This window comes from Stenotrophomonas sp. A3_2 (genome assembly GCF_036624925.1).
Classification (GTDB): Bacteria; Pseudomonadota; Gammaproteobacteria; order Xanthomonadales; family Xanthomonadaceae; genus Stenotrophomonas; species Stenotrophomonas hibiscicola.
The window spans coordinates 1-23,537 of the sequence record NZ_JAZKVY010000251.1 but is presented as its reverse complement, the minus strand read 5'-3'; the positions used below and the strand labels follow the sequence as shown (position 1 = coordinate 23,537).

Below are 23,537 nucleotides of genomic sequence, written 5' to 3'. Positions count from 1 at the left end.
TCGGTTCAGCCGCTGCGCTCGCCGGGCATGGCCCGGCGCTACCGTAAACGAAAACGGCCCGCTTGCGCGGGCCGTTCCGTCAATCACGCTTCGACTTCATCGTCCTTGTAGGCATCGACCGGGATGCAGGCGCACATCACGTTCTTGTCGCCGTACACGTTGTCGACGCGTGCCACCGGCGGCCAGTACTTGCTCTGCTTCAGGCTGGCCAGCGGGAAGGCAGCCAGTTCGCGCGGGTAGGCGTGGGTCCACTCGCTGGCGGTCACTGCGGTGGCAGTGTGCGGCGCGTTCTTCAGCGGGTTGTCCTCGCGGTCCAGGCGGCCGTCTTCGATCGCGCTGATTTCCTCTCGGATCTGGATCATGGCGTTGATGAAGCGGTCCAGCTCGTGCAGCGACTCACTCTCGGTCGGCTCGACCATCAGCGTGCCGGCCACCGGGAAGCTCAGGGTCGGGGCGTGGAAGCCGAAGTCGATCAGGCGCTTGGCGACGTCCTCGGCGCCGATGCCGCTGGTCTTCTCCAGCGGGCGCACGTCGAGGATGCACTCGTGCGCCACCAGGCCGTTGCGGCCGGTGTACAGCGTCTTGAAGTGCGGCGCCAGGCGCTTGGCGATGTAGTTGGCGTTGAGCTGCGCGACCTGGGTGGCCTTGCGCAGGCCTTCGCGGCCCATCATCGCGATGTACATCCAGCTGATCGGCAGGATCGAGGCGCTGCCGAAGCTGGCCGCGCTGACCATGCCGACCGGGCCGTTGTCACCCAGCTTGCCCGGCAGGAACGGCGCCAGGTGCTCCTTGACCGCGCACGGGCCGACGCCCGGGCCGCCACCGCCGTGCGGAATGCAGAAGGTCTTGTGCAGGTTCAGGTGCGAAACGTCCGAACCCCACTTGCCGGGCTTGGCCACGCCGACCAGGGCGTTCATGTTGGCGCCGTCGGTGTACACCTGGCCGCCGTGCTTGTGGATGATCTCGCAGATCTCGACCACCTCTTCCTCGAACACGCCGTGCGTGGACGGGTAGGTCATCATGATCGCGGCCAGGCGGTCGCTGTACTTCTCGGCGTTGAGGCGGATGTCTTCCACATCGACATTGCCGTTGGCATCGGTCTTGGTGACCACCACCTTCATGCCGCACATCTGCGCCGAGGCCGGGTTGGTGCCGTGCGCCGAATCCGGGATCAGGCAGATGTCGCGGTGGCCTTCGCCGCGCGAGCGGTGGTAGGCGCGGATCGCCAGCAGGCCGGCGTACTCGCCCTGTGCGCCGGAGTTCGGCTGCAGGCTGACCGCGTCGTAGCCGGTGCATTCGACCAGCATCGCTTCCAGCGAATCAATCAGTTCCTTGTAGCCCAGCGCCTGGTCGGCCGGCACCAGCGGGTGGATCTGCGAGAACTCCGGCCAGGTCACCGGGATCATCTCGGCGGTGGCGTTGAGCTTCATGGTGCACGAACCCAGCGGGATCATCGTGCGGTCCATCGCCAGGTCCTTGTCGGCCAGCGAACGCAGGTAGCGCAGCAGTTCGTGCTCGCTGTGGTGGGTGTTGAACACCGGATGGGTCAGGAACGCAGACTGGCGCAGCAGGCCGGCCGGCAGCGCGTCGGCGGTGCTTGCGTCCAGCGCATCGATGTCGGCCTGCGCGCCGAACACGGCGGCCAGCGCGACCACGTCGGCGCGGGTGGCGGTCTCGTCCAGGCTGATGCCGACCGAGTCGCTGTCGATCGCGCGCAGGTTGTAACCGGCGGCGCGTGCCTTGGCGTGGATCTCATCGGCGTGCACGCCGGTGACGTGCAGGGTGTCGAAGAAGTCGCCACCGACCTGTACGCCGGCGTTGCGCAGTGCCGCTGCCAGGATGGCGGCCAGGCGGTGGGTGCGGCGGGCGATGCGGGTCAGGCCTTCCGGGCCATGGTAGACCGCATACATCGAGGCCATCACTGCCAGCAGCACCTGTGCGGTACAGATGTTGGAGGTGGCCTTCTCGCGGCGGATGTGCTGCTCGCGGGTCTGCAGGGTCAGTCGGTATGCCGGGTTGCCCTGGGCATCGACCGAAACGCCGATCAGGCGGCCCGGCATCGAGCGCTTGTAGGCGTCACGGCAGGCCATGAAGGCGGCGTGCGGGCCACCGAAGCCGAACGGCACGCCGAAACGCTGGCTGTTGCCGACCACGATGTCCGCGCCCCATTCGCCCGGGGCAGCCAGCAGGGTCAGGGCCAGCAGGTCGGTGGCCACGGCCACCAGGCCGCCGCGTGCGTGCACGGCATCGACCAGCGCCTTGTAGTCACCGACCTGGCCGAAGGTGTCCGGGTACTGCAGCAGCAGGCCGAAGGCTTCTGCTTCCAGTGCCTCGGCCGGGGTGCCGACGCGCAGCACGATGCCCATGGGCTCGGCGCGGGTGCGCAGCAGTTCCAGGGTCTGCGGGTGCACGGCATCGTGCACGAAGAAGGTGTCCGACTTCGACTTGGCCGAACGCTTGGCCAGGGTCATCGCTTCGGCGGCGGCAGTGGCTTCGTCCAGCAGCGAGGCGTTGGCGATCTCCATACCGGTCAGGTCGGCGCACAGGGTCTGGAAGTTGATCAGCGCTTCCATGCGGCCCTGCGAGATTTCCGCCTGGTACGGGGTGTAGGCGGTGTACCAGGCCGGGTTTTCCAGGATGTTGCGCAGGATCACGTTCGGCGTGTGGGTACCGTAGTAGCCCTGGCCGATGAAGCTGCGCAGCACGGTGTTCTTGTCGGCGATCGCACGGATCTTCGCCAGTGCCTGCACTTCGGTCATCGACTCCGGCAGCGCCAGCGGCGCCGGCGACTTGATCTTGGCCGGCACGATGGCATCGGTCATCGCATCCAGCGACGCGTGGCCGACGACGTCGAGCATCTGCGCGATCTCGGCATCGTTGGGGCCGATGTGGCGCTCGACGAACGCATTGTGGTGCTCGAGCTCACGCAGGGAAGGGGTGTTCTGGGACATGGCGAAGGATCCGTCAGGAAAGGGCACACGCACGGGCACAAGCCGCCGGTCGGCGGTCTGCGGGGCGCCCCTCTGTCCTTTTGCCTGAGAGTTTGGAAGCGCGGAAAACCGCGGCTTCGTGCCCCTTCGGCGCCGGATCGAACCGGTCTCTCCAGAGTTCTGTTACGGGTGGTATCGGGCCTGAGCGATTACGGGCGTTGCGCCTTCGGCAGCGGTGTTCCGCTTCTCCCACCGTGTTGCCCGCCGATTATAGCCCGTTGCGGGCCCGCTGGCCGCGCCCCGGCGCGGGCCCGCGGCTGAATGGCCGATGGCCCGGCCGTGCGTTTTGTGCACCGCTGCATGGCATCGGGCGCAATCCCCACCTATGATGGGCGGATACCCGAATTCATCTGGCGCCGTCCCCGTTGCAGCGGGACCGGCGCCCGCCGTGCGTGCCGCGCATGGCCCTGCCGGACGCTTCCTTCATGACCGCCGCCGTTGCTCCCTCCACCCGCCGCATGGCCCTGCTGCTTGCCGGCCTGGCCATGTTCGGCCCGTTCTCGATCGATACCATCTTCCCCGCGTTCCCGCAGCTGGCGCAGCGCCTGTCGGTGGACGAGGTGGCGGTGCAGCAGACCATCAGCGTGTACCTGCTGTTCTATGGCCTGATGAGCCTGGCGCATGGCCCGCTGTCCGATGCGTGGGGGCGCAAGCGGGTGATCCTCGGTGGCCTGGTGGTGTTCGTCGGCGCCTCGGTCGGCTGTGCGCTGTCCACCGATCTGGCCACGCTGCTGGCGTTCCGCGCGCTGCAGGGCCTGTCGGCGGGTGTCGGCATGATCGTCGGCCGCGCGGTGATCCGCGATCTCTACCATGGCCACGACGCGCAGCGCCTGATGAGCCAGGTGTCGATGCTGTTCGGCATCGCCCCGGCCATCGCGCCGATCATCGGTGGCTGGATCCTGCTCAGTGGCGCCGGCTGGCCGCTGATTTTCTGGTTCCTGGTGGTGTTCGCGCTGGTCCTGCTGGCAGCCACTGCACGCTACCTGCCGGAGACCCATCCGGTCGAAGCGCGCGTGCCGTTGTCGCCGCACGCGTTGATGCGCGATTACGTGCGCATCGGTTTCAACCCGCGCTTCCTGCGCCTGGCGCTGGCCGGCAGCATCGGCTTCGGTGGCATCTTCCTGTACATCTCGTCGGCGCCGGTGTTCGTGATGCAGCACCTGCACCTGGGCGAGGGCGGTTTCGCCTGGTTGTTCATCCCCACCATCGGCGGCATGACCACCGGCTCGTTCCTGTCCGGGCGCATGGCCGGGCACACCACGCCCACCCGCCAGGTCGCCATCGGTTTCAGCCTGTGCGCGCTGTCGGCGCTGCTGAATGTCGGCTACGTGGCGCTGTCGCCGCAGTTCGTGTTGCCGTGGGCAGTGCTGCCGATCTTCCTGGGCGGCATGGGCATGGCGCTGATCTTCCCCATCCTGGCGCTGGCGGTGCTGGACATGTATCCGCACCAGCGCGGCCTGGCCTCGTCGCTGCAGGCCTTCGTGCAGCTGATGATCAGCACCGTGGTGGCCGGCGTGGTGTCGCCGTTGCTCAGTGCCAGCCCGCTGCACCTGGCGCTGGGCCAGGCCGCGTTCTTTGGCGCCGGCTTCGTGTTCTGGTACTGGGAGCACCGGCTTGAGCGCGCGGCGCAGGCAGCCTGCACGGGTGATTGAGCAGCGCGCAGGGGTAGGGTACGCCGCGATGCCCGTAACGCTTGCGGCGAGGAACGACCGGACTAGGCTGGGGCCTCCAGCCAGCCGGTGCGTGGATGCACGACAGCCAGCCGATCCGATGTCGTTGCATGAGGTTCCCCCATGGCTGCGCAGCAGACCTACCGCCTGTTCGAGGTGGCGCTGAAGGAGCGCCGCGTTCTTTCTCCTTCCCTGGACCGCATGGTATTCACCGGTGCCGACGTGGCGCGGATGAAGACCGAAGGCCCGGACCAGCGCATCAAGGTATTCTTCCCCTTGCCCGGCCAGGACGTGCCGCCGGTGCCCAGCGGCGAGGACTGGTACCCGCGCTACCGGGCGCTGCCGGACGACCAGCGTCCGCCCATGCGCACCTACACCATCCGCCACCTGCGCGCCGAGCAGGGCGAGGTCGACGTTGATTTCGTGCTGCATGGCGAAACCGGGCCGGCCTCGCGCTGGGCCGTCCACGCTCGCCCGGGCGACCGCGTAGTGCTGCTGGCCCCCGATGCCGACTGTGCCGACAGCAGCGAAGGCTGGGAATGGAAACCGCCGATGGGAGTCGGCCAGGTGCTGCTGGTGGCGGATGAAACCGCGCTGCCGGCGGTGGCCGGCATCCTCGAGGAACTGGCGGCCATGGTCGATCCGCCGCGCACGCTGGCGCTGCTGGAGGTGGCGCAGGCCGGTGATGCCGTGCACCTGAAGGCGCCCTCCAGCGCCGAGCTGGTCTGGCTGCCGCGCGGGCGGGCCGCCTACGGACAGCCGTTGCTGCAGGCGGTCCAGGCGCGGTTGGCAGCGGCCCCGGGCGCGGCTGCCGGCGATGCGCCGGATGAGATCGACGTCGATACGCAGATCCTCTGGGAGCAGGACGATACCCGCGTGGCCGGGCCGCTGTATGCCTGGGTGGCAGGCGAGGCGGCGGCGGTAATGGCGATCCGTCGCCACCTGGTCCGCGACTGCGGGCTGGACCGCCGCGCGATCACCTTCATGGGCTACTGGCGGCACGGCAAGGTGCTGGACTGACCGTGCTGGATCGAGCACGCGTGAAGCAGCGCTGCGGGCGGGGTGCGTTATCCTTGCGCCCCCTTCGCAGCGGTACCGCACCATGTCCACCAGCTCCAAGACCCGCCGCGACCAGCGCCGTCGCCAGGAAAAGAAGGCCGCCAACAAGGCAGCCGCGCAGGCGTCGCCGGTGGAGCCGCATGCCGAACTGCGCGACGCGCAGCGCACCCTGCTGGCCGGTGTCGTTCGCCGCGATGGCGAATGGGTGCTGGGCATGGATGGCCGCATCGCCGGCCACAGCGAGAGCGCTGCGCAGGTGCTGGCGCTGATCATGCAGGCCGGTGAGCTGCACGAACGCAATGGCACGCCGGTGCGCCTGATGTACTCCGATGCACTTCGTGATGCCGCACAGGCCGAAGCAAAGGAGAAGGGCCAGACCTTCGAGGAGTTCAAGGCCGAGCTGGCCGCGGCGATGGCGGCGAAGAAGAACAGCTGATCGCGCCCATTATGTAGAGCCGAGCCATGCTCGGCTTGCCGTACGCAGCACGGTGGAAATGCAGCCGAGCATGGCTCGGCTCTACAACAAGGAGAAGGGGCGGATCCTCGCGGACCCGCCCCTTTTCTCATTTCGCCGCCGGGGCCGCGTTGGCCTGCCAGCCGCACATCTGGCCTTCGTTCTGCTGCTTCAGCCACTCGTTGACCGGTGTGAAGTACTCGATCATCGGGCCGGCATCGAGCTTGTCGGTGCCGGTCAGCTCCTTCAGCGTGGCCTGCCACGGCTGGCTGGCACCTTTGCTCAGCATCGCCCAGTACTTCTGACCGGCTTCCTTGTTGCCGTAGAAGGTGCACTCATGCAGCGGGCCCTTGTACCCCGAGGCGTCGCACAGGCCCTTGTAGAACTGGAACTGCAGGATGCGCGCCAGGAAGTAACGGGTGTACGGGGTGTTGCCCGGCACGTGATACTTCGCGCCCGGATCGAAGAATTCTTCGCCACGGCTGCTGGCCGGGGCCACGCCCTGGTACTTGGCCTTCAGGTCCCACCATGCCTTGTTGTAGTTGTCGGCGGTGATCGAGCCATCGAACACGCCCCAGCGCCAGCGGTCGATCATCAGCCCGAATGGCAGGAACGACACGCCCGACAGCGCCATGCGCATCTGGTTGTTGATGACCGCCTCGCGGCTTTCGGTCGGCGCGTCGACCAGGCCGATCGAGCTGAGGTACTTGGGCGTCATCGCCAGCACGATGGTGTCGCCGATCGCTTCATGGAAGCCGTCGTTGGCACCGCCCTGGAACAGCGGCGGCAGCGGGTTGTAGGCCAGGTCGTAATAGATGTGGCCCAGCTCGTGGTAGATGGTGGTGAAATTCTCTTCGTTCGGCTTGATGCACATCTTTGTGCGCACGTCGCCTTCCATGTTCATGTCCCAGGCGCTGGCGTGGCAGACCACGTCGCGGTCGTCAGGCTTGATGAACTGGGTTTTTTCCCAGTACGACTGCGGCAGTGACGGCATGCCCAGCGACACGTAGAAGTCCTGCGCGCGCTCGGTCATCTGCTTGGCGGTGCGCAGTTCGGCTTCGCGCTGCGCCTTGTACTGGGTCGCCACACTGGCGTCCTTGCCGGCCTTGGCCAGCGCCGCGCTCAGGTTGGTCTGGTACTGCTTTTCCAGTGCAGCGGTGATGTCCAGGCTGCCGGCACCCGGATATGGTTCCAGCTGGTCCCACAGGTTGGACCAGTCCTGCTGCCACATGTTGCCCAGCAGGTGCGCGGCGATCAGGCCATTGCCCACTTCGGCCTTGTCCTTGCCGTAGGTCTTGTCCAGCTTGGCGCGCGCATAGCAGTGCAGCTGTTCGTACATCGGCTTGACCTGTTCCCACAGGCGATCGGTTTCCGGGCCGATCTGCTCCGGCGGCATGTCATAGCCGCTGCGCCACATCTGGCCGGCATCGGTGAAGCCCATGCCCTTGGCGCCTTCGTTCACCAGGCCGACGAACTTCTGATAGTCGCCGCGCATGTTCTTGGTGGTGCTGTGCCAGCCCTGCCAGGCGTCGAGCTGCTTGTCGTAGTCGCGGCTGCGTGCCAGCACCTGCTCCAGCTCGCCCAGCTGCCGGCAGGAGTTCGGGTCGTTGGCATCGGTGCAGTACTTGCCGGCGCCATAGCTGCCTTCCATGCGGGTGGCGATCTGAGTCAGCTCGGCCAGTTTGGCCGGGTCGCGCGGCGCCGGCATCGAGGACATCAGCTTCAGCAGGTGGATCGCGCGCTTGCTGTCCTCGCTCATCGGCTTGCCGTCGAACTTGGCGGCCTGTTCGATCCAGCTGTTGAGCTGGGTCAACGAGCGTTCGTTGGCTTTGGCTGCGATGCGTTCGGAATCACTGTTGATGTAGGTGGAGGACAGCCATTGCGCCGAGGTCATCTCCGGGTAGGCGGCCTTGAACTCGGCATTGATGCGGGCCACGAACTGGTCGGCGGTTTCGCCGGCCGGGGCGCTGCTGCTGGCGGTATCGGTACCTGGCGCAGCTTCCTTCTTGCAGGCGGCCAGGGCCAGCGTGGCGGCGGCGATTGCCGAGGCCAGCAGGAGATGACGGTGTTTCACGGGCGGTCCTTGGGTGGTGAACGACGGCCGAAGGCTAGTGGGCCGTCGCTGCCACCGCAAGTGGCGGAAGTCGGCCGGGCCGCGCCCGGCACCCGCAGAGGCTTTCAAGCAACGGCAAAGCCGAAGCAACAGCAACAGCGGACTATCCGTGGTTTGGCGGGGCGGGTCCGGTTGCGGGGGGCGCCGTAAATCCGTCCATGGAGGCTCGGTCGCGCCATCCATGGCGCTCACGCCCCCGCAACCGGACCCACCCCGCCTTCGACAGATTTCCGCGACCTGTCATTGATCCACGCCATGCGTGGATGCTTTTCGAATTCAATTCGACTATTCGATTCCGATGGAAATTCATCCACGCATGGCGTGGATCTACCAGATCGGGACAATCTGTCAGAGGTGGAGCGGTGTCGGAGTGCGGGGTGTCAGCCGCATGGATGCCGCTGCCAAGCCTACATGGACGTACTTGCGGCGTCCCCGCATTCCGACACCGCCCCGCCAAGCCACGAATCGCCTGCTTCTGCTGTTGCCGTTGCTTGTGCAGTGGCCTCGGCGGGTGCAGGGCGCAGCCCTGCCGACAAACCCTCAACTCTCGCAGTTGGCGAACACGTCGCGATCGCGCTCGTACAGCGCCGTCTTCACCTGCATCAGGCCCAGCACCGACGGGAACAGGTTGTCATGGTCGGTATATGCCGTCGAGCGCTTGCGCACGCATTGCAGGTCCAACCCGCGGCTGCTCGCGAAGCCCGGCGAGAACCACATCGTCATCGGTACCCGGGTCTGCTCGGCCGGGGCGATGGCGTAGGGCACGCCGTGCAGGAACAGGCCCTTCTCGCCCAGCGACTCGCCATGGTCGGACAGGTAGATCATCGCCGTGTCGTAGTCCTGCATGCCCTGCAGCGTGCCGATGGTCTTGCTCAGGAAGTGATCGGTGTACAGCACGGCATTGTCGTAGCTGTTGGTGATCTCTTCGCGCGAGCAGCGGCCGATGTCACGGGTGTCGCAGGTTGGCTTGAAGCGGGCAAAGGCGGCCGGATAACGCTCGAAGTACGCAGGGCCATGGTTGCCCAGCTGGTGCAGCACCACCACCCGGTCGCCGGGCCTGGCCCGCACCTGGGTGGCCAGGTCCTGCAGCAGGATCTCATCCATGCAGCGGCCATCGGCGCACAGGCCCGGCGTGGTGGCATCGGACAGCGACTGGAAGTCCAGGCCTTCGCACACGCCCTTGCAGCCGGACTGGTTGTCACGCCACAACGGTACGATGCCGGCGCGGTCCAGGACGTGCAGCAGCGACTGGTGCGCACGGATCTTCTTTTCGTCGTAGTCGTGACGACCCCATGGCGAGAACAGGCACGGCAGCGAAACCTCGGTGCTGGTGCCGCACGAGTGCATGTCCGGGAAATTGATCACGCTGGCCTGCGCCAGTTCCGGGGTGGTGTTGCGGCCACCGTTGAGCCCCCAGTTCTGCGCACGCACGGTCTCGCCCATGACGATCACCAGCAGGCGCGGCTTGCTGGCCGGCGCGCGCGGGGTGGCCTTGGCATCGGTACCGATCGGCAGCTTCGGCGCGCGCTGCACCGGATTGTTGCCACGCAATGCACGCGGCATGCCCAACAGGACATTGGCCGGTGTCGCGAGATAGCGCACTTCACGCTGGTTGCGCATCAGTGCCGAGACATCCTGGAACGAGATCAGGGCACCGCCGATGGCGGTCACTGCGGCCACCGCCAGGAAGCCCAGCCGCCACAGCAGGCTGCGGCCCCAGCTGCGGCGGCGCAGCTGCACGCGCCACAGCACGATCATCGGCAGCACCGCAAGCAAAAGCACCGGCCACAGCAGCGACACGGTCATCAGCTCGCGGCTTTCCTTGGGGTCGGTCGCCAGCACGTTGCGCAGCATGTCCGCATCCAGGTAGATGTGGTAGCGGCTCATGTAGTGCGCGGCGAATGCGGTCACCAGCAGCAACAGGCTGATCACCACCTTGGCGTTCCAGCGCCAGACCAGGATGCCCAGCAGCACACCGTGAGCGCCCAGCAGCAACAGCAGCAGTGAAAGCGCGTAGCGCAGGCTGCCTGGATGGCTGGCCATCGCGCTGTGCCAGAACAGGCCATTGCCGGCCACCGCGAAGAACAGGCTGGTCAGCGCGATCAGCGCTTCGGTGGACAGCTGCGGCCGCCAGTGGCGTAGACCCGCAAGGGCGGGGAGGCGGGCGGGCCGTTGGACCGATGCGCTCATGCGTTTGCCTCCTGGCGGTTGGCATGGTTCGGTTGACGGTGTGTCAGGACGCGCTTGACGATGAGATACAGGCCCAGCGAAAGCAACCAGCAGATCAATGCAGTGGCAACGTCATGCGAAAGGAAATGTGCACCGCGCAGCTGCTGGCTGATGCCGAACACCAGGCCGGCGCCGAGGCCGATCCACAACCCGGTCCAGCGCCACGACGGGCGCCATAGCAGGGCGAAATAGTACAGACACAGCCAGGCGTAGCCAGCACTGGCGTGACCGGCCGGGAAGCAGGCCTGCGCGGCCATGCCAGCGGGGCGCGCCGTGAAAAGCCCGATGAAAGGCTGGTGGCCACCGTAGCGCAGCAGGTCCCACGGGCATTCCATCGGCACCAGCGACTTCAGCAGGGAGATCGCGCCGGTGCCCAGTGCCATGGCAATCACGACATAAAGCAGCGCCCATTGCAGGGTGCGATCGCGACCCTTACGCCAGTGGTGGAAGCACAGCAGGATCACGACCAGCGCCGCCGCCGTGCTCAACCATTTGCCGGCCTTGTGCACGACGCTGCGGGTGATCCAGGCGTCCTGCAGCGCCCAGTGGCTGCCTTCAAGACGGAACAGGTGATCGGCCACCCATTGATCACCGCCGAAGTCCATCAGCAGCGTAAACAATGGCAGACCGATTGCGACAGGCAGCCAGAGGTGAGTTACGGCAAATCGAGACGCCAGTGGTGTCGCAAGCGGCGCTACCGAATCAAGGGGACGGACGGGCATGCTGGGGGAGGGCGGTTTGGGAATCCGCAGTCATGCTCGTCACCTGCATGTCGGAGAAGGGTCGGACGCCCGTTCGCACCGGGTTAATGATTCCCCGGCACGAGTCAACGTTCAGTCTTCTTCGGCGGTCGAGCCGGCCCGTTCGGCGTGGCATTGCGGGTCCCAGGCCGTACCGGGAAGCAGTTGCCAACGATTCCTGTTGGCCATGCCGATGTCGATCACTTTGGCCGGGTCCACGCAGGGACTCATTGCATCGTCCAGCACCAGCAGCCAGCGCTTGTCCGGCGCTTCGGCGAGCCAGGGGCCGGCATCGTGCCATTGCTCGGCCCAAGGCCGCTTGAAGCCGAACTCACGCACCGCGCGGTCGGCCTGCAGCAGGTTCTGCTCGCGCCAGGCGACCAGCGCCAGTTCGGCGTCCGGCCCGATCCGTGCGCCGACCCGGCGCATCAGCGCCGACGCCGAAGCGTAGGGATCCAGCGCCGGAATCAACACCAGGCCGTAGAGCATCCACAGCATGCCGTGGGTCAGCAGCACCAGCGTTGCGGCGCGGCGCACCCGCAGCCACACGATCAGCGTGGCCAGGGCGATGGCGAAGGTCAGCAGGCCATCGCCCAGCACCGGCAGCAGCGTATCGGGCATTGCCCGGCGCTCAAGCTGCGCAAGGGCCCAAGGGTGCTCGGTCAACAGCATGACGCCGAGCACGCCGGTGGCCAGCATCAGCACCACGCTGTAGCCGAACAGGTAGCGGCGCACGCACAGCCGGCGCAGCAGGCCCGGCAGCAGTGGCGCCGCCGCCAGTGCCATTGCCGGCAGCATCGGCAGCACATACACCTCACGCTTGCCCGGGCTGGCGCTGAAGAACACCAGCACCAGAATGGCCCAGCCGAGCAGCAGCCACTGCCGGCGGTCGCCTCGGCGGAGGCGGCGCCACCAGGGTCTGAACAGCATCGGCAGCAACAGGCTGCCGGGCAGCCACAGGGTCAGGATCACCTGCAGGTAGTACCAGACCGGTTGGCGGTGGTGCCAGGCGTTGGCATAGCGGGTACCGGTCTGCTTGAACAACAGCTCATGCGCGTAGGCCTGCAGTTCGGCGCTGGGCGTGTGCAGCAGGGCCCAGCCCAGCGGCGCAAGCCACACCGACACGCCCAGCAGGAAGGCCGGGATCAGCCACAGCAGCGTTGCCGGGTGCGGACCATCCCCCCTGAGGCCGCGGCAACGCTGGTACAGCCACCAGCCGAACCATGGCAGCACCATCAACAGCGGCAGGAAACCCACACCCTTGGTCACTGTCCCCAGGCCGGCCGCGAAACCCGCCAGCCACAGTGCGGGCAGGTTGCGGCGCTCGCAGAGATGGCGCATCAGGCCCCACAGGGCCACCGTGGTCATGCCCACCAGCACCATGTCGATCTGCGCGCGCTTGGCCATCAGCCCGAACTGCAGGGTGCAGAACAGCGCCGCCAAGGCATACAGGGAATGCCGCGGTGACCACAGCCGGCGTGCCAGATCCGACACCAGCCACAGGCTGAGCAGGGCGCCCAGCAGCGACGGCAGCAGGAACGACCACTGCCAGCTGCCGACGATCTCGTAGGCCGCCGCCTGCAGCCACATGAAGACCGGCGGCTTCTCCGCATATAGCTCCACGCCCCGGTGCGGCAGCAGCCATTGCCCGCTTTCGACCATGGTCCGGGCCGCAAGCACGAAGCGCGGCTCGTCCGGCGGCTGCGGCTGCCGAAGGCCGATCCCCGCTGCCAGCGCAGCAACGATCAACAGCCACAACAGGGGCAGGCGCCAACGGCGGGGCAGGGCTACGGGCACGGCAGGCTCCGGGAGCAAAACGGCCATTCTGAGGTGGCAGGGGTGGGAAAAGCGTCAGAGCGGGGCCGGGGCGACCGCATTCCGACATGCGCGGCGCTACCATGGTACGAACTTCCGTGGGTGTTTCGTGCATGCGTCTGTTGGTGATCGAGGACAACCGCCAGCTGGTAGCCAACCTGTTCGACTATTTCGAGTCGCGCGGGCATGTGCTTGACGTGGCCCCGGATGGCATCACCGGCCTGCACCTGGCCGGCAGCCACCCTTACGACGCCGTGATCCTGGACTGGATGCTGCCGCGCATGGAGGGCCCGGAGGTGCTGCGCCGGCTGCGCGCCGAGCAAGCATCGGAAGTGCCGGTGATCATGCTGACCGCGCGTGACGAGCTGCCGGACAAGATTGCCGGCTTCCGCGCCGGTGCCGACGACTACCTGACCAAGCCGTTCGCGCTGCCCGAGCTGGAGGTGCGGCTGGAAGCGCTGCTGCTGCGTGCGCAGGGCCGCAACCCGCGCAAGCGCCTGCAGGTGGGCGACCTGGTACTGGATCTGGCAACGCTGGAGGCCCAGCGTGGGGGCCAGCTGCTGCACCTGTACCCGGCCTGCCGCAAATTGCTGGAAGTGCTGATGCGGGCCAGCCCGGGGGCGGTGACACGACAGCAGCTGGAGTTCGCCCTGTGGGGCGATGAGCCGCCGGATGGTGACCTGCTGCGCTCGCACGTCTACGAGTTGCGTCGCAGCGTCGACGGCCCGTTCGCCAAGAAACTGATCCACACGCTGCCGCGGGTGGGCTACCGGTTGGCGGTGAGTTCCACCAGCGATGCCGGCAAGGATGACGATGAAGGCGCGTAAGCCGGGCCCGTTGTACCGTCGGGTCGTGTGGTGGTTGCTGGGCTATCTGGCGCTGCTTTCACTGGCGGTGTTCAGCGTTGGCAACTATGTGCACGAGCATGCCGAGCACGCCGCCTGGCGCGCACTGCTCAACTCCGAACTGGACAGCATCGTCGAGCACGTCGAGCATGAGCCGCATTACCGCTGGCAGGATTCGGACACGCTCAGCCTGTATCGCTTCGATGCGGTCAACCTGCCCGACGCTCTGCGTACGTTGCATCCGGGGCTGCATGACGGCGTAATGATCAAGGGCCGTGAGACGGCGGTGATGGTGCGCGAAACCGAGTCGATGGGCCGGGTCGCGCTGGTTCTGGACATTTCCGATTTTCATGACCTGGAACAGTTCGCCACGCGCTGGGTGATGCTGGCCGGGGTGATCATGATCTTCGTCACCGTACTGATGGCGTCGTTCGGCATGGAACGCATGGTGCGCCCGCTGAGCCTGCTGGCACAGCACATCGCCGCGTTGCGGCCGGGCGTGCAGGGCCAGCGCATCGAGGTCGATCCACGCGGCAGTTCCGAACTGCATACCATCGCCGATGCACTGAACGATTACCTTGACCGCAATGAGCAGTTCGTCGAGCGTGAGCGGGTCTTCATCAGCACCGCCAGCCACGAACTGCGCACGCCGATCGCCGTGATGACCGGTGCCGCCGAACTGGCACTGGAGCAACCGGGCCTGCCCGAGCGCGCCCGCCAGCAGATGCAGCGGGTGTTGCGCACGGCGCAGAGCGTGGAGCAGTTGATCGAGCTGCTGCTGGTGCTGGCGCGCGATCCGGCGCGCCTGGCGGTGCGTGCCGAGCGCATCGCGCTGGACCAGCTGCTGCCGGAGATCGTCGACGACCATCGCTACCTCCTCGGCGACAAGGACCTGAGTATCGGTATCCAGGCCGCGCCGGTGGATATCGTCGCGCCGATGGCGGTGGTGCAGGCGGCGATCGGCAACCTGCTGCGCAATGCCATCGAGAACAGCGGTCGCGGCCATATCGAACTGCAGCTGAGTCCGTCGGCGGTGCTGACCCTGCAGGACCCCGGGCACGGCATGAGCCCGGAGGAGATCGCGGCGATCCATGCACGCATGGCCCGCGGCGGGCGTGCCGACCGTGGCAGCGGCATCGGCCTGGACCTGATCGCGCGGCTGTGTGAACACCTGGGCTGGACACTGCAGTTGCAGCCCTGCGAGCCGCGCGGGACACGCGTCACCCTGGACTTTGGCGCTTCGCGCCCCGCCTGATCAAGCGGCCGACCTGCTCCGCGCTGCGGCATGACCCGGCGTGAAGACAGTGTTAATCTGGAACTGCGCCGCTTTATGCGGCGCTTTTTTTTCCGTTTTTTCGATCGACAGAGGATCCCATGCCGACCGAACCCGCTACCGCCCTGATCAGCAACGATATCGTTGGACTGGGCCTGATCGCCGCCACCCTGGCCCTGATCTTCTGGGCTGCCAGTGGTCCGACCCCCTTGTTGAAGAAGATCTTCGCCTGGGTGCCGGCGCTGCTGCTGTGCTACTTCATTCCCGCCATCTACAACACCGCCGGTGTCATCGATGGCCACAACACCTCGCTGTACAACCCGGTCGCGCGTGACGTGCTGCTGCCGGCCGCGCTGGTCCTGCTGACGCTGTCGATCGACCTCAAGGGCGTGATCAAGCTGGGGCCGAAGCTGTTGCTTGTGTTCTGTGCCGGTACCGCTGGCATCATGCTCGGTGCGATCGTCTCCTTCCAGCTGATGAAGCTGATCCATCCGGAAACGGTGGCCGGTGATACCTGGGCCGGCATGGCCGCACTGGCTGGCAGCTGGATCGGTGGCGGCGCCAACATGGTCGCCATGCGTGAGGTGTTCGGCACCGACGCCACCACCTTCGGCCAGTTCGCCGTGGTCGACGTGGCCTGCGCCAGCCTGTGGATGGCGATCCTGCTGTTCCTGGCCAACCGCGCGCAGCAGATCGACACCCGCAACGGGGCCGATACGCGCGCCATCGACGAGATGAAGGCACGCATCAGCGCCTACGAGGCACAGAACGCGCGCATTCCCAGCATGACCGACCTGATGGTGATCGTCGGCGTGGCACTGGGTGGCGTCGGCCTGGCCCACGCCATCGCCGCACCGCTGTCGGGCTGGTTCAAGGCCAACGTCAGCTGGGCCAGCCAGTTCAGCCTGGACAGCCAGTTCGTGTGGGTGATCCTGCTGTCCACGGCGATGGGCCTGGGCCTGAGCTTCACCCGTGCGCGCCGGCTGGAAGCGGCAGGCGCTTCGCGGTTGGGCACGGTGTTCCTGTACTTTCTGATCGCCTGCATCGGCATGCAGATGAACCTGCTGTCGCTGCTGGATCGGCCGTGGCTGTTCCTGCTCGGCGCGATCTGGATGGCCACCCACGTGCTGGTGCTGTGGGTGGTGGCCAAGCTGCTGCGCGCGCCGCTGTTCTTCTTCGCCATTGGTTCGCAGGGCAACATCGGCGCAGCCGCTTCGGCTCCCGTGGTGGCAGCAGCGTTCCACCCGACGCTGGCGCCGGTGGGCGTGCTGCTGGGTACGGTGGGCTATGCCACCGGCACCGGGCTGGCGTATGTCACCGGCCTGATCCTGAAGTGGATGGCCGGCGCCTGAGTCCTGAGCTGACGATCATGTTGCGTGTTCACGGCAATTGCCGTGGACACGCTTTCCCCGTGCAGAGCCGAGCCCACGCTCGGCTTTCTTTTTGCCTGCCACCGGATAGATCCACGTCATGCGTGGATGCACTTCATGGGTATCCATGAACAAAGAAAGGACAGATCCGTTTCCCCGCGGAAACGGATCTGCCCCCTGATGCTTCTTGCCGTCAACGGAAATCTGTCGAAGGTGGGGTGGTGTCGGATGGCGGGGTGTCCGCGGCATGGATGCTGCGGCCAAGCCCCAAGGACGGGTTTACGGCGTCCCCGCCATCCGACACCACCCCGCCAAATTCACGGAAAACCAGAGCCGACGCTTTCGCCGTTGCAGTTGCCTCTGCGGGCGCCGGGCTGCAAGCCCGGCACCCAACCCTCAACAGCAGCGGCCCCCATTGCGCCCACCGTAGCGCGCTTCCTGGCGTTCGCGGAAGAACGTCTTGTAGTCCATTGGCTCCTGGTCCGGGTGCTTTTCCAGCATGTGCCGGACATAGTTGTCGTAATCGGGAATGCCACAGCACAGACGTGCGGTCTGCACCAGGCGCCGCCAGATGCGGCGGTGCGCCTGGTACTGGCCGGCGGGAACCAGTTGCGTGCTCATCACAGATCCACCATTTCGTGCGGCTTCAGTGCCACGTAAGGGGTCTCGCGGTCGCTGCGCTGCGGATTGCGGCGTGCCGCCAGGATGGTCTTGATCGAATACACCAGCACAGCGCCCACCACCAGCAGGAACAGCGCGGTCAGGCCGGTGTTGACGTAGGCGTTGACCACGATCTGCTTCATCTGCGCCACCGATTTGGCCGGTGCGGTGATGGTGTCGCTGGCAATGGCAGCCTGGAACTTGTGTGCCTGGGCCAGGAACCCCTGTGCCGGGTTGCTGTCGAAGATCTTGATGAAGCCGGCGTAGGTGGTGCAGATCAGCAGCCACACCGCCGGTACCGCGGTGACCCACGCATAGCGGTCACGCTTCATCTTGAACAGCACCACCGTGCCCAGCATCAGCGCGATGCCAGCCAGCATCTGGTTGGAGATGCCGAACAGCGGCCACAGCGTCTGGATGCCGCCGAACGGATCGACCACGCCGGTATAGAGCAGGTAGCCCCACAGTGCCACGCAACCCGCAGTGCCGATGATGTTGGCGGTCCACGATTCGGTCTTCTTCAGGGCCGGCACGAAATTGCCCAGCAGGTCCTGCAGCATGAAGCGTCCGGCGCGGGTGCCGGCGTCCACTGCGGTCAGGATGAACAGTGCTTCGAACAGGATCGCGAAGTGGTACCAGAACGCCATCATCGCGTCGCTGCCACTGGGAATCGCTTCGTGCAGGATCTGCGCGATGCCCACCGCCAGCGTTGGCGCACCACCGGCGCGATGCAGGATGGTCGGTTCACCGATCGCCGCCGCGGTCGCGGTCAACTGCTCGGGGGTGATGGTGAAGCCCCAGGTGTTGGTGATGTAGTGCGCCGCCGAGGCCGCATCGGCACCGATCACCGCCGCCGGGCTGTTCATCGCGAAGTAGATGCCCGGATCGATGATCGAGGCCGCCACCAGCGCCATCACCGCCACGAACGATTCCATCAGCATGCCGCCGTAGCCGATGTAGCGCATGTGCGCTTCATTGGCCAGCAGCTTCGGCGTGGTGCCGGACGAAATCAGCGCATGGAAGCCCGACACCGCACCGCAGGCGATGGTGATGAACAGGAACGGGAACATGCCGCCCTTCCACACTGGGCCATCACCGCTGGCGGCGAACTGGGTCAGCGCCGGCATCTTCAGTTCCGGCATCACGATCAGGATGCCGACGGCCAGCGCGATGATGGTACCGATCTTGAGGAAGGTCGACAGGTAGTCGCGCGGGGCCAGCAGCAGCCACACCGGCAGCACCGAGGCGACGAAGCCGTAGCCGATCAGCATCCAGGTGATCTGGGTGCCGGTGAAGGTGAACGCCGGGCCCCACACCGGGTCGGCGGCGACCTTGCCGCCGTACCAGATTGCGGCCAGCAGCAGGATCAGGCCGACCACCGAGATCTCGCCGATCCTGCCAGGGCGGATATAGCGCATGTAGACGCCCATCAGGATCGCGATGGGCATCGTCGCGATCACCGTGAACATGCCCCACGGGCTTTCGGCCAGCGCCTTGACCACCACCATCGCCAGCACCGCCAGGATGATGATCATGATCAGGAACGCACCGAACAGGGCGATGGTGCCGGGTACCTGGCCCATCTCCTCGCGCACCAGGTCACCCAGCGAGCGGCCGTTGCGACGGCTGGACAGGAACAGCACCATGAAGTCCTGCACTGCGCCGGCCAGCACCACGCCCACCACCAGCCACAGCAGGCCGGGCAGGTAGCCCATCTGCGCGGCCAGCACCGGGCCGACCAACGGGCCGGCGCCGGCAATGGCGGCGAAGTGGTGGCCGAACAGCACGTGCTTGTTGGTCGGCACGTAGTCCAGGCCATCGTTGTTGATCACCGCCGGGGTGGCCCGGGTCGGATCCAGCTGCATCACCTTGTTGGCGATGAACAGGCTGTAGAAGCGGTAGGCGACCAGGTACAGCGAAACCGCGGCGACGACGATCCACAGCGCATTGATGTGCTCGCCGCGGCGCAGTGCCACGGTGCCCAGACAGAATGCGCCGAGCAGGGCGAGTACCGCCCAGCCCAGTTTTGAAAACCCTTTCATGAGGTGCTCTCTCCCGGAAAGACAGTCAAAGAGTCCCGCTTGCCTTCGACAGGGTCAATTGGCGCAGGACGAATCGGCGGTAGTACTTTGGTCGTACGTACGTTGTGCTGACGTGCAGCGAACATCAGGGATGGAACAATCGGTTGCGGCGCCATCCATTGGCGTACGGCCGTATGGCGTCCATCTTCAGTGGCATCCATCCAACAGGAGTCGCCATGAGCCTTCCCGAACCGGCCCGCGTGCTGCGCACCATCCGTGGCCTGCCCACCTCCGACGGTGCTGGCGTGCGCCTGACCCGCGTCATCGGCGGCCCCACGCTGCCCGATCTGGATCCGTTCCTGCTGCTCGATGAATTCGGAACCGACCGCGCCGAGGATTACATCGCCGGCTTCCCGGAACATCCGCACCGCGGTTTCGAGACCGTCACCTACATGCTCGACGGGCGCATGCGGCATCGCGACAACCACGGCAACGAAGGCCTGCTGACCCCGGGCAGCGTGCAGTGGATGACCGCTGGGCGTGGCCTGGTGCATTCGGAGATGCCCGAGCAGGAAAGCGGGCAGATGCGCGGCTTCCAGCTGTGGGTGAACCTGCCGGCAAAGGAGAAGATGACTGACCCGAAGTACCAGGAATTCGCGCCCGAGCGGATTCCGGTGGTGCAGCCGGAGCCGGGTGTGACAGTGAAGGTGATTGCCGGCAGCGTGGACGGCACCCGGGGTCCGATCGTGCAACCGGCTACCAATCCGCTCTACCTCGACATCACCTTGGTGCCTGATCGGGCCTGGACCTACACGCTGCCGGAAGGGCACAACGCCTTTGCCTACGTGTTCGAGGGCGGGCTGACGGTGGGCGAGCAGGACGCTGCGCGCGACGTTGCACGCCAGGAACTGGCGGTGTTGGGCGGAGGCGAGCAACTGCACCTCTCGGCGGGCAGTGAAGGCGCGCGGTTGATCCTGGTTGCCGGCCGTCCGCTGCGCGAACCGGTGATGCGCCATGGCCCCTTCGTGATGAACACGCGGCAGGAACTGATGCAGGCCTTCGTCGATTTCCAGGAAGGCAAGTTCTGATGGATTGCGCCGGGCATGGCCCGTCGAAAGAAGCCGGCAACGCCGCCGGGCCACGCCCGGCGGACGTCCCGCGAGTCGGATCCTGCGGGGATGCTGCCAGGCAGTCATCCCCGTCACCTTCAGCGCCCCGCGGCCACGGCTGACGGGGTCAGGCTCATGCCCTGCGCCAACTGCTGCAGCGAGCCCAGCTCCTGGGCGCTGTCCGGGTACAGCGAAATCTGCGCGTAGCGCTTCTTGTCCAGCTTGACCACGCTGATGCGGCGCTCGGCATAGCCGGGCGGCTGCTGGCCACCGAGATCGGGCTGGTACCAGTAAAGCGGTTCACCGCCGAAGCTGCCTTTTTCCTGGCGCAGTGCCCGGTTCAACGGAATATCAGGGTCACGCGCGCTGAGCATCAGGCTCAGTACCTCGCGTCCATCCCCGGTGCTGGCGCGGCAGACCAGAAGGTCGGCCAACACCTGCTGCTGCCACTGCAGGCCACTGCTGGCCGGCAACGAAGGACATTCCGCGGGAGCCTGCGCGGCAGCCTGGGCCGCGGCGAACAGCAGGCTCGACAACACTACAGGCGCGAACTTCATGCATCCCCCAAGGTGGTCGGTCGTGTGGCTCCACCAGATGGACTGGCGGCCGTGGCATCCCATCCCCGGATGCCGCCCCGCCCGGCGTGTGCACGGACGGTCAACTCAACCTTAACGGAACGTGAGCGATCGCACAAATCGAAGTTGCAGACGTAACCATTGCGGCCGATGGTCGGCCGCAATGGTGCGCACAGGCCTCAGCGGTCGTTGCCGATCCACTTGTAGATGATGCCGCCGATCGCGCCGCCCAGCAGCGGGGCGACCCAGAACAGCCACAACTGGCTTACTGCGCCGCTGCCGGCGAAGAAGGCCACGGCGGTGGAGCGGGCCGGGTTCACCGAGGTGTTGGTGACCGGGATGCTGATCAGGTGGATCAGGGTCAGCGACAGGCCGATCGCCAGTGGCGCAAAGCCAGCCGGCGCCTTGCCATGGGTGGCGCCCATGATCACGATCAGGAACACGGCGGTCAGCACCACTTCGCACAGGAAGGCCGCTGCCACGCTGTAACCGCCAGGCGACAGCGCGCCATACCCATTGCTGGCGAACGCACCGGCCTGGCTGCCATCGATGGCGAAGCCGCTGGTCCCCGACGCGATCTGCAGCAGGATGAAGCCGGCCAGCAGGCCGCCAGCCACCTGGGCGATGATGTACGGCACGAGGTCCTTGGTCGGGAAGCGGCCGCCGGCCCACAGGCCGACGCTGACTGCCGGGTTGAAGTGCGCGCCGGAGATATGGCCGAACGCATAGGCGCCGGTCACCACGGTCAGGCCAAAGGCCAGGGCGACGCCGAGGAACCCGATACCCAGCGGATTGCCGTCGCCACCGAACTTGGCGGCCAGCACCGCGCTGCCACAGCCGCCCAACACCAGCCAGAACGTGCCAAGGAATTCGGCGGACAAGCGTTTACCCATGCTCATGTGTTGCACTCCTTTGAGGGCAAAAGTGTGATTTATGTCACATTTCAGTGATCAGCGGGTGACTGTAGCGTCAACGCCGGGTGCAGGGATACACCCTCGGATGTGTGCAACACGCGATGTTCAATACTGCGGCAGCGGAATGAACTCCTTGTCGTCGCCCGGAATGGTGCCGAATCGTCCGGCCTCCCAATCGTGCTTGGCCTGCTCGATGCGCTCCTTCGAGCTGGATACGAAGTTCCACCACAGGTGGCGCGGGCCATCCAGCGGCTCGCCACCGAACAGCATCGCCTTCACCGGCGTCTTCGCGCGCAGGCGGCCGCGTGCGCCGGCCTCGGGAATCACCAGATGCTGTGCAGGGATGTCCACGCCATCCAGCTGTGCGTCGCCTTCGAGGATGTACAGCGCGCGCTCGCGGTGGCCGTCATCGATATCGATCTCCGCATCCGGGTCGAGATCGATCGCCACGTTGAGGGTATCGGCGAACACCTTCACCGGCGATTCCTCGCCATAGGCGCGGCCGGCGATCACCCGCAGCCAGGCACCGTTGCGGCGCTGCTCGGGCAGCGTAGCCGCGGCATGGTGGTAGAAGGCCGGTTCGATTTCCTCGTGCGATTTCGGCAGCGCCACCCAGGTCTGCATGCCGTGGATCGGGTTGTCGTGGGCGCGGTCCGGTTGCGGTGTCCGCTCGGAATGGGCAATGCCGCGACCAGCGGTCATCCAGTTGACGTCGCCGGGACGGATCACCTGGTCCGACCCCAGCGTGTCGCGGTGGCCGATCGCGCCCGACCACAGGTAGGTCACGGTGGCCAGGCCGATATGTGGATGCGGGCGCACGTCGATGGCGGTGCCGGGGTGCATGAGTGCCGGGCCCATCTGGTCGACGAACACGAACGAGCCGATGCTGCGCGCCTGCAGGGTGGGGACGGCGCGACGGACTTCGAGGCCGCCGATGTCGTGCACGCGCGGGGCGATGATGGTGGTCATGCGGGCGTTCTCGCTGGCAGGGATCAGGTGGTGAGCATCGCATGCAGCTGTGACGGGCACATGCCCTGTATGGGTAACAGGTTGTTCCAGCCAACGGCGCAGCCCCTCGTGGCTGGCTGGTTGGTCGCTGAAGGCAGAAGCAAAAGCAGAAGCCGCGCTTGGCCGGGCGGGTGGGTGGCGCAGGGGACGCTGCAAGTCCCCCTCCGGGGCCCAGCCCAGCCGCTGGCGGCTGTGCGTTCGGTCGCTCGCGAAGCAGTGCTTCGCAAGCAAAGCGCCCTCACCCATGTAAGCTCGATCGCCGCATCCATGCGGCTCACGCCCCTGCGCCACCCACCCGCCCGGCCTCTGACAGTTTCCGTGTACTGTCCAGCCACGGAGAAGAAAAAGAAAATCAAAAGCAAACGCCGGTCGCTTCGCTCCTGGTGTCGACCAAGGTCGACACCCACCAGTTCGCAATGATCCGTGCCGACCAAGGTCGACACCTACCAGTCATCGCAGTTCACCCACCGTCACCGGGAAGCTGTCAGGGGCGGGGCGGTGTCGGGTTGCGGGGTGTCCGCGGCATGGATGCCGCGGCCAAGCCCCCAAGGTGAAGTGACCCCCGAGACTTGGACGGGGTCAGGCGGCCGATTGGGCCTGTTGGGCCTGCTCCCGGTACTGTACCGGGCTCAGGCCCTTCAATTTCAACTTGATTCGCTCTTGGTTGTAGTACTGGATGTATTCCACCAGCC

General features: G+C 66.3%; 18 protein-coding genes and 1 riboswitch. Of the genes, 7 read left to right on the top strand and 11 right to left on the bottom strand.

Going from position 1 to position 23,537, the window contains the following annotated elements; translation table 11 throughout:
• Window positions 1-83 precede the first annotated feature (83 nt).
• The gene (gcvP, locus tag R5H29_RS10345; protein WP_019660028.1) at window positions 84-2,951 is read right to left on the bottom strand and encodes an aminomethyl-transferring glycine dehydrogenase; all 2,868 of its coding nucleotides are present in this window, start codon (window positions 2,949-2,951) and stop codon (window positions 84-86) included.
• A 62-nt stretch (window positions 2,952-3,013) separates the two neighbouring features.
• Window positions 3,014-3,116, bottom strand: a riboswitch (glycine riboswitch).
• Window positions 3,117-3,415: 299 nt separating this feature from the next.
• Here gcvP and R5H29_RS10340 point away from each other — a divergent pair.
• From R5H29_RS10340 to R5H29_RS10330, 3 genes are all read left to right on the top strand, one after another.
• Entirely contained in the window at window positions 3,416-4,642 is a 1,227-nt protein-coding gene (locus R5H29_RS10340) for a multidrug effflux MFS transporter (protein ID WP_134732050.1), read from the top strand.
• Between the two features lie 141 nt (window positions 4,643-4,783).
• Window positions 4,784-5,680, top strand: a complete 897-nt coding sequence (locus tag R5H29_RS10335; protein ID WP_332329139.1) for a siderophore-interacting protein — start codon at window positions 4,784-4,786, stop codon at window positions 5,678-5,680.
• An 82-nt stretch (window positions 5,681-5,762) separates the two neighbouring features.
• A complete protein-coding gene (locus R5H29_RS10330) occupies window positions 5,763-6,155 on the top strand; it encodes a hypothetical protein (protein WP_180877968.1) in 393 nt (130 codons plus the stop codon).
• A gap of 127 nt (window positions 6,156-6,282) precedes the next feature.
• On the opposite strand, the gene R5H29_RS10325 is transcribed toward R5H29_RS10330, so the two are convergent.
• The 4 genes from R5H29_RS10325 to R5H29_RS10310 all read right to left on the bottom strand — a co-directional run bounded on the left by R5H29_RS10325 (window position 6,283) and on the right by R5H29_RS10310 (window position 13,079).
• On the bottom strand, window positions 6,283-8,247 hold the full coding sequence (locus R5H29_RS10325; protein ID WP_332329138.1) for a M2 family metallopeptidase: 1,965 nt from the start codon (window positions 8,245-8,247) through the stop codon (window positions 6,283-6,285).
• A 579-nt stretch (window positions 8,248-8,826) separates the two neighbouring features.
• Window positions 8,827-10,476, bottom strand: coding sequence for a phosphoethanolamine--lipid A transferase (locus tag R5H29_RS10320; RefSeq protein WP_332329137.1), 1,650 nt, complete (start codon window positions 10,474-10,476; stop codon window positions 8,827-8,829).
• The gene (locus R5H29_RS10315) at window positions 10,473-11,237 is read right to left on the bottom strand and encodes a phosphatase PAP2 family protein (RefSeq protein ID WP_019662183.1); all 765 of its coding nucleotides are present in this window, start codon (window positions 11,235-11,237) and stop codon (window positions 10,473-10,475) included. The genes R5H29_RS10320 and R5H29_RS10315 overlap by 4 nt, the downstream gene beginning before the upstream one ends.
• A gap of 111 nt (window positions 11,238-11,348) precedes the next feature.
• A complete protein-coding gene (locus R5H29_RS10310; protein ID WP_032955550.1) occupies window positions 11,349-13,079 on the bottom strand; it encodes a glycosyltransferase family 39 protein in 1,731 nt (576 codons plus the stop codon).
• A 104-nt stretch (window positions 13,080-13,183) separates the two neighbouring features.
• On the opposite strand from R5H29_RS10310, the gene R5H29_RS10305 reads away from it, so the two are divergent.
• The 3 genes from R5H29_RS10305 to R5H29_RS10295 all read left to right on the top strand — a co-directional run bounded on the left by R5H29_RS10305 (window position 13,184) and on the right by R5H29_RS10295 (window position 16,540).
• Window positions 13,184-13,897, top strand: a complete 714-nt coding sequence (locus tag R5H29_RS10305) for a response regulator transcription factor (protein WP_019662181.1) — start codon at window positions 13,184-13,186, stop codon at window positions 13,895-13,897.
• The gene (locus R5H29_RS10300; protein WP_155029940.1) at window positions 13,884-15,170 is read left to right on the top strand and encodes a HAMP domain-containing sensor histidine kinase; all 1,287 of its coding nucleotides are present in this window, start codon (window positions 13,884-13,886) and stop codon (window positions 15,168-15,170) included. The genes R5H29_RS10305 and R5H29_RS10300 overlap by 14 nt, the downstream gene beginning before the upstream one ends.
• Window positions 15,171-15,289: 119 nt before the next feature.
• On the top strand, window positions 15,290-16,540 hold the full coding sequence (locus R5H29_RS10295) for a DUF819 domain-containing protein (RefSeq protein ID WP_005418276.1): 1,251 nt from the start codon (window positions 15,290-15,292) through the stop codon (window positions 16,538-16,540).
• A gap of 414 nt (window positions 16,541-16,954) precedes the next feature.
• On the opposite strand, the gene R5H29_RS10290 is transcribed toward R5H29_RS10295, so the two are convergent.
• Both R5H29_RS10290 and R5H29_RS10285 read right to left on the bottom strand, forming a co-directional pair.
• The gene (locus R5H29_RS10290) at window positions 16,955-17,179 is read right to left on the bottom strand and encodes a YbdD/YjiX family protein (RefSeq protein ID WP_005410613.1); all 225 of its coding nucleotides are present in this window, start codon (window positions 17,177-17,179) and stop codon (window positions 16,955-16,957) included.
• A complete protein-coding gene (locus tag R5H29_RS10285; RefSeq protein WP_019662178.1) occupies window positions 17,179-19,260 on the bottom strand; it encodes a carbon starvation CstA family protein in 2,082 nt (693 codons plus the stop codon). Before R5H29_RS10285 ends, R5H29_RS10290 begins: the two co-directional genes overlap by 1 nt.
• A 215-nt stretch (window positions 19,261-19,475) precedes the next feature.
• Here R5H29_RS10285 and R5H29_RS10280 point away from each other — a divergent pair, with 215 nt between their 5' ends.
• Window positions 19,476-20,327: a pirin family protein gene (locus R5H29_RS10280; protein ID WP_164144787.1), complete on the top strand. Its 852-nt coding sequence runs from the start codon at window positions 19,476-19,478 to the stop codon at window positions 20,325-20,327.
• A 119-nt stretch (window positions 20,328-20,446) separates the two neighbouring features.
• Here the strand turns inward: R5H29_RS10280 and R5H29_RS10275 are convergent, their stop codons facing one another.
• The 4 genes from R5H29_RS10275 to R5H29_RS10260 all read right to left on the bottom strand — a co-directional run.
• Complete coding sequence (locus tag R5H29_RS10275; protein WP_019662176.1) at window positions 20,447-20,905, bottom strand: hypothetical protein; 459 nt, start codon at window positions 20,903-20,905, stop codon at window positions 20,447-20,449.
• A gap of 197 nt (window positions 20,906-21,102) precedes the next feature.
• Window positions 21,103-21,822, bottom strand: coding sequence for an aquaporin Z (gene aqpZ / locus R5H29_RS10270; protein ID WP_171952936.1), 720 nt, complete (start codon window positions 21,820-21,822; stop codon window positions 21,103-21,105).
• Between the two features lie 120 nt (window positions 21,823-21,942).
• On the bottom strand, window positions 21,943-22,806 hold the full coding sequence (locus R5H29_RS10265) for a pirin family protein (RefSeq protein WP_021203180.1): 864 nt from the start codon (window positions 22,804-22,806) through the stop codon (window positions 21,943-21,945).
• Window positions 22,807-23,424: 618 nt separating this feature from the next.
• On the bottom strand, window positions 23,425-23,537 hold a 113-nt coding region (locus R5H29_RS10260), incomplete at its 5' end, for an IS3 family transposase (RefSeq protein ID WP_288042072.1).

Excerpts from the sequence above, each read along its gene's own strand:
- gcvP (WP_019660028.1), bottom strand. The coding sequence starts at position 2,951 with ATGTCCCAGAACACCCCTTCCCTGCGTGAGCTCGAGCACCACAATGCG.
- R5H29_RS10340 (WP_134732050.1), top strand. The coding sequence starts at position 3,416 with ATGACCGCCGCCGTTGCTCCCTCCACCCGCCGCATGGCCCTGCTGCTT.
- R5H29_RS10335 (WP_332329139.1), top strand. The coding sequence starts at position 4,784 with ATGGCTGCGCAGCAGACCTACCGCCTGTTCGAGGTGGCGCTGAAGGAG.
- R5H29_RS10330 (WP_180877968.1), top strand. The coding sequence starts at position 5,763 with ATGTCCACCAGCTCCAAGACCCGCCGCGACCAGCGCCGTCGCCAGGAA.
- R5H29_RS10320 (WP_332329137.1), bottom strand. The coding sequence starts at position 10,476 with ATGAGCGCATCGGTCCAACGGCCCGCCCGCCTCCCCGCCCTTGCGGGT.
- R5H29_RS10315 (WP_019662183.1), bottom strand. The coding sequence starts at position 11,237 with ATGCCCGTCCGTCCCCTTGATTCGGTAGCGCCGCTTGCGACACCACTG.
- R5H29_RS10310 (WP_032955550.1), bottom strand. The coding sequence starts at position 13,079 with ATGGCCGTTTTGCTCCCGGAGCCTGCCGTGCCCGTAGCCCTGCCCCGC.
- R5H29_RS10305 (WP_019662181.1), top strand. The coding sequence starts at position 13,184 with ATGCGTCTGTTGGTGATCGAGGACAACCGCCAGCTGGTAGCCAACCTG.
- R5H29_RS10300 (WP_155029940.1), top strand. The coding sequence starts at position 13,884 with ATGAAGGCGCGTAAGCCGGGCCCGTTGTACCGTCGGGTCGTGTGGTGG.
- R5H29_RS10295 (WP_005418276.1), top strand. The coding sequence starts at position 15,290 with ATGCCGACCGAACCCGCTACCGCCCTGATCAGCAACGATATCGTTGGA.
- R5H29_RS10290 (WP_005410613.1), bottom strand. The coding sequence starts at position 17,179 with ATGAGCACGCAACTGGTTCCCGCCGGCCAGTACCAGGCGCACCGCCGC.
- R5H29_RS10285 (WP_019662178.1), bottom strand. The coding sequence starts at position 19,260 with ATGAAAGGGTTTTCAAAACTGGGCTGGGCGGTACTCGCCCTGCTCGGC.
- R5H29_RS10280 (WP_164144787.1), top strand. The coding sequence starts at position 19,476 with ATGAGCCTTCCCGAACCGGCCCGCGTGCTGCGCACCATCCGTGGCCTG.
- R5H29_RS10275 (WP_019662176.1), bottom strand. The coding sequence starts at position 20,905 with ATGAAGTTCGCGCCTGTAGTGTTGTCGAGCCTGCTGTTCGCCGCGGCC.
- aqpZ (WP_171952936.1), bottom strand. The coding sequence starts at position 21,822 with ATGAGCATGGGTAAACGCTTGTCCGCCGAATTCCTTGGCACGTTCTGG.
- R5H29_RS10265 (WP_021203180.1), bottom strand. The coding sequence starts at position 22,806 with ATGACCACCATCATCGCCCCGCGCGTGCACGACATCGGCGGCCTCGAA.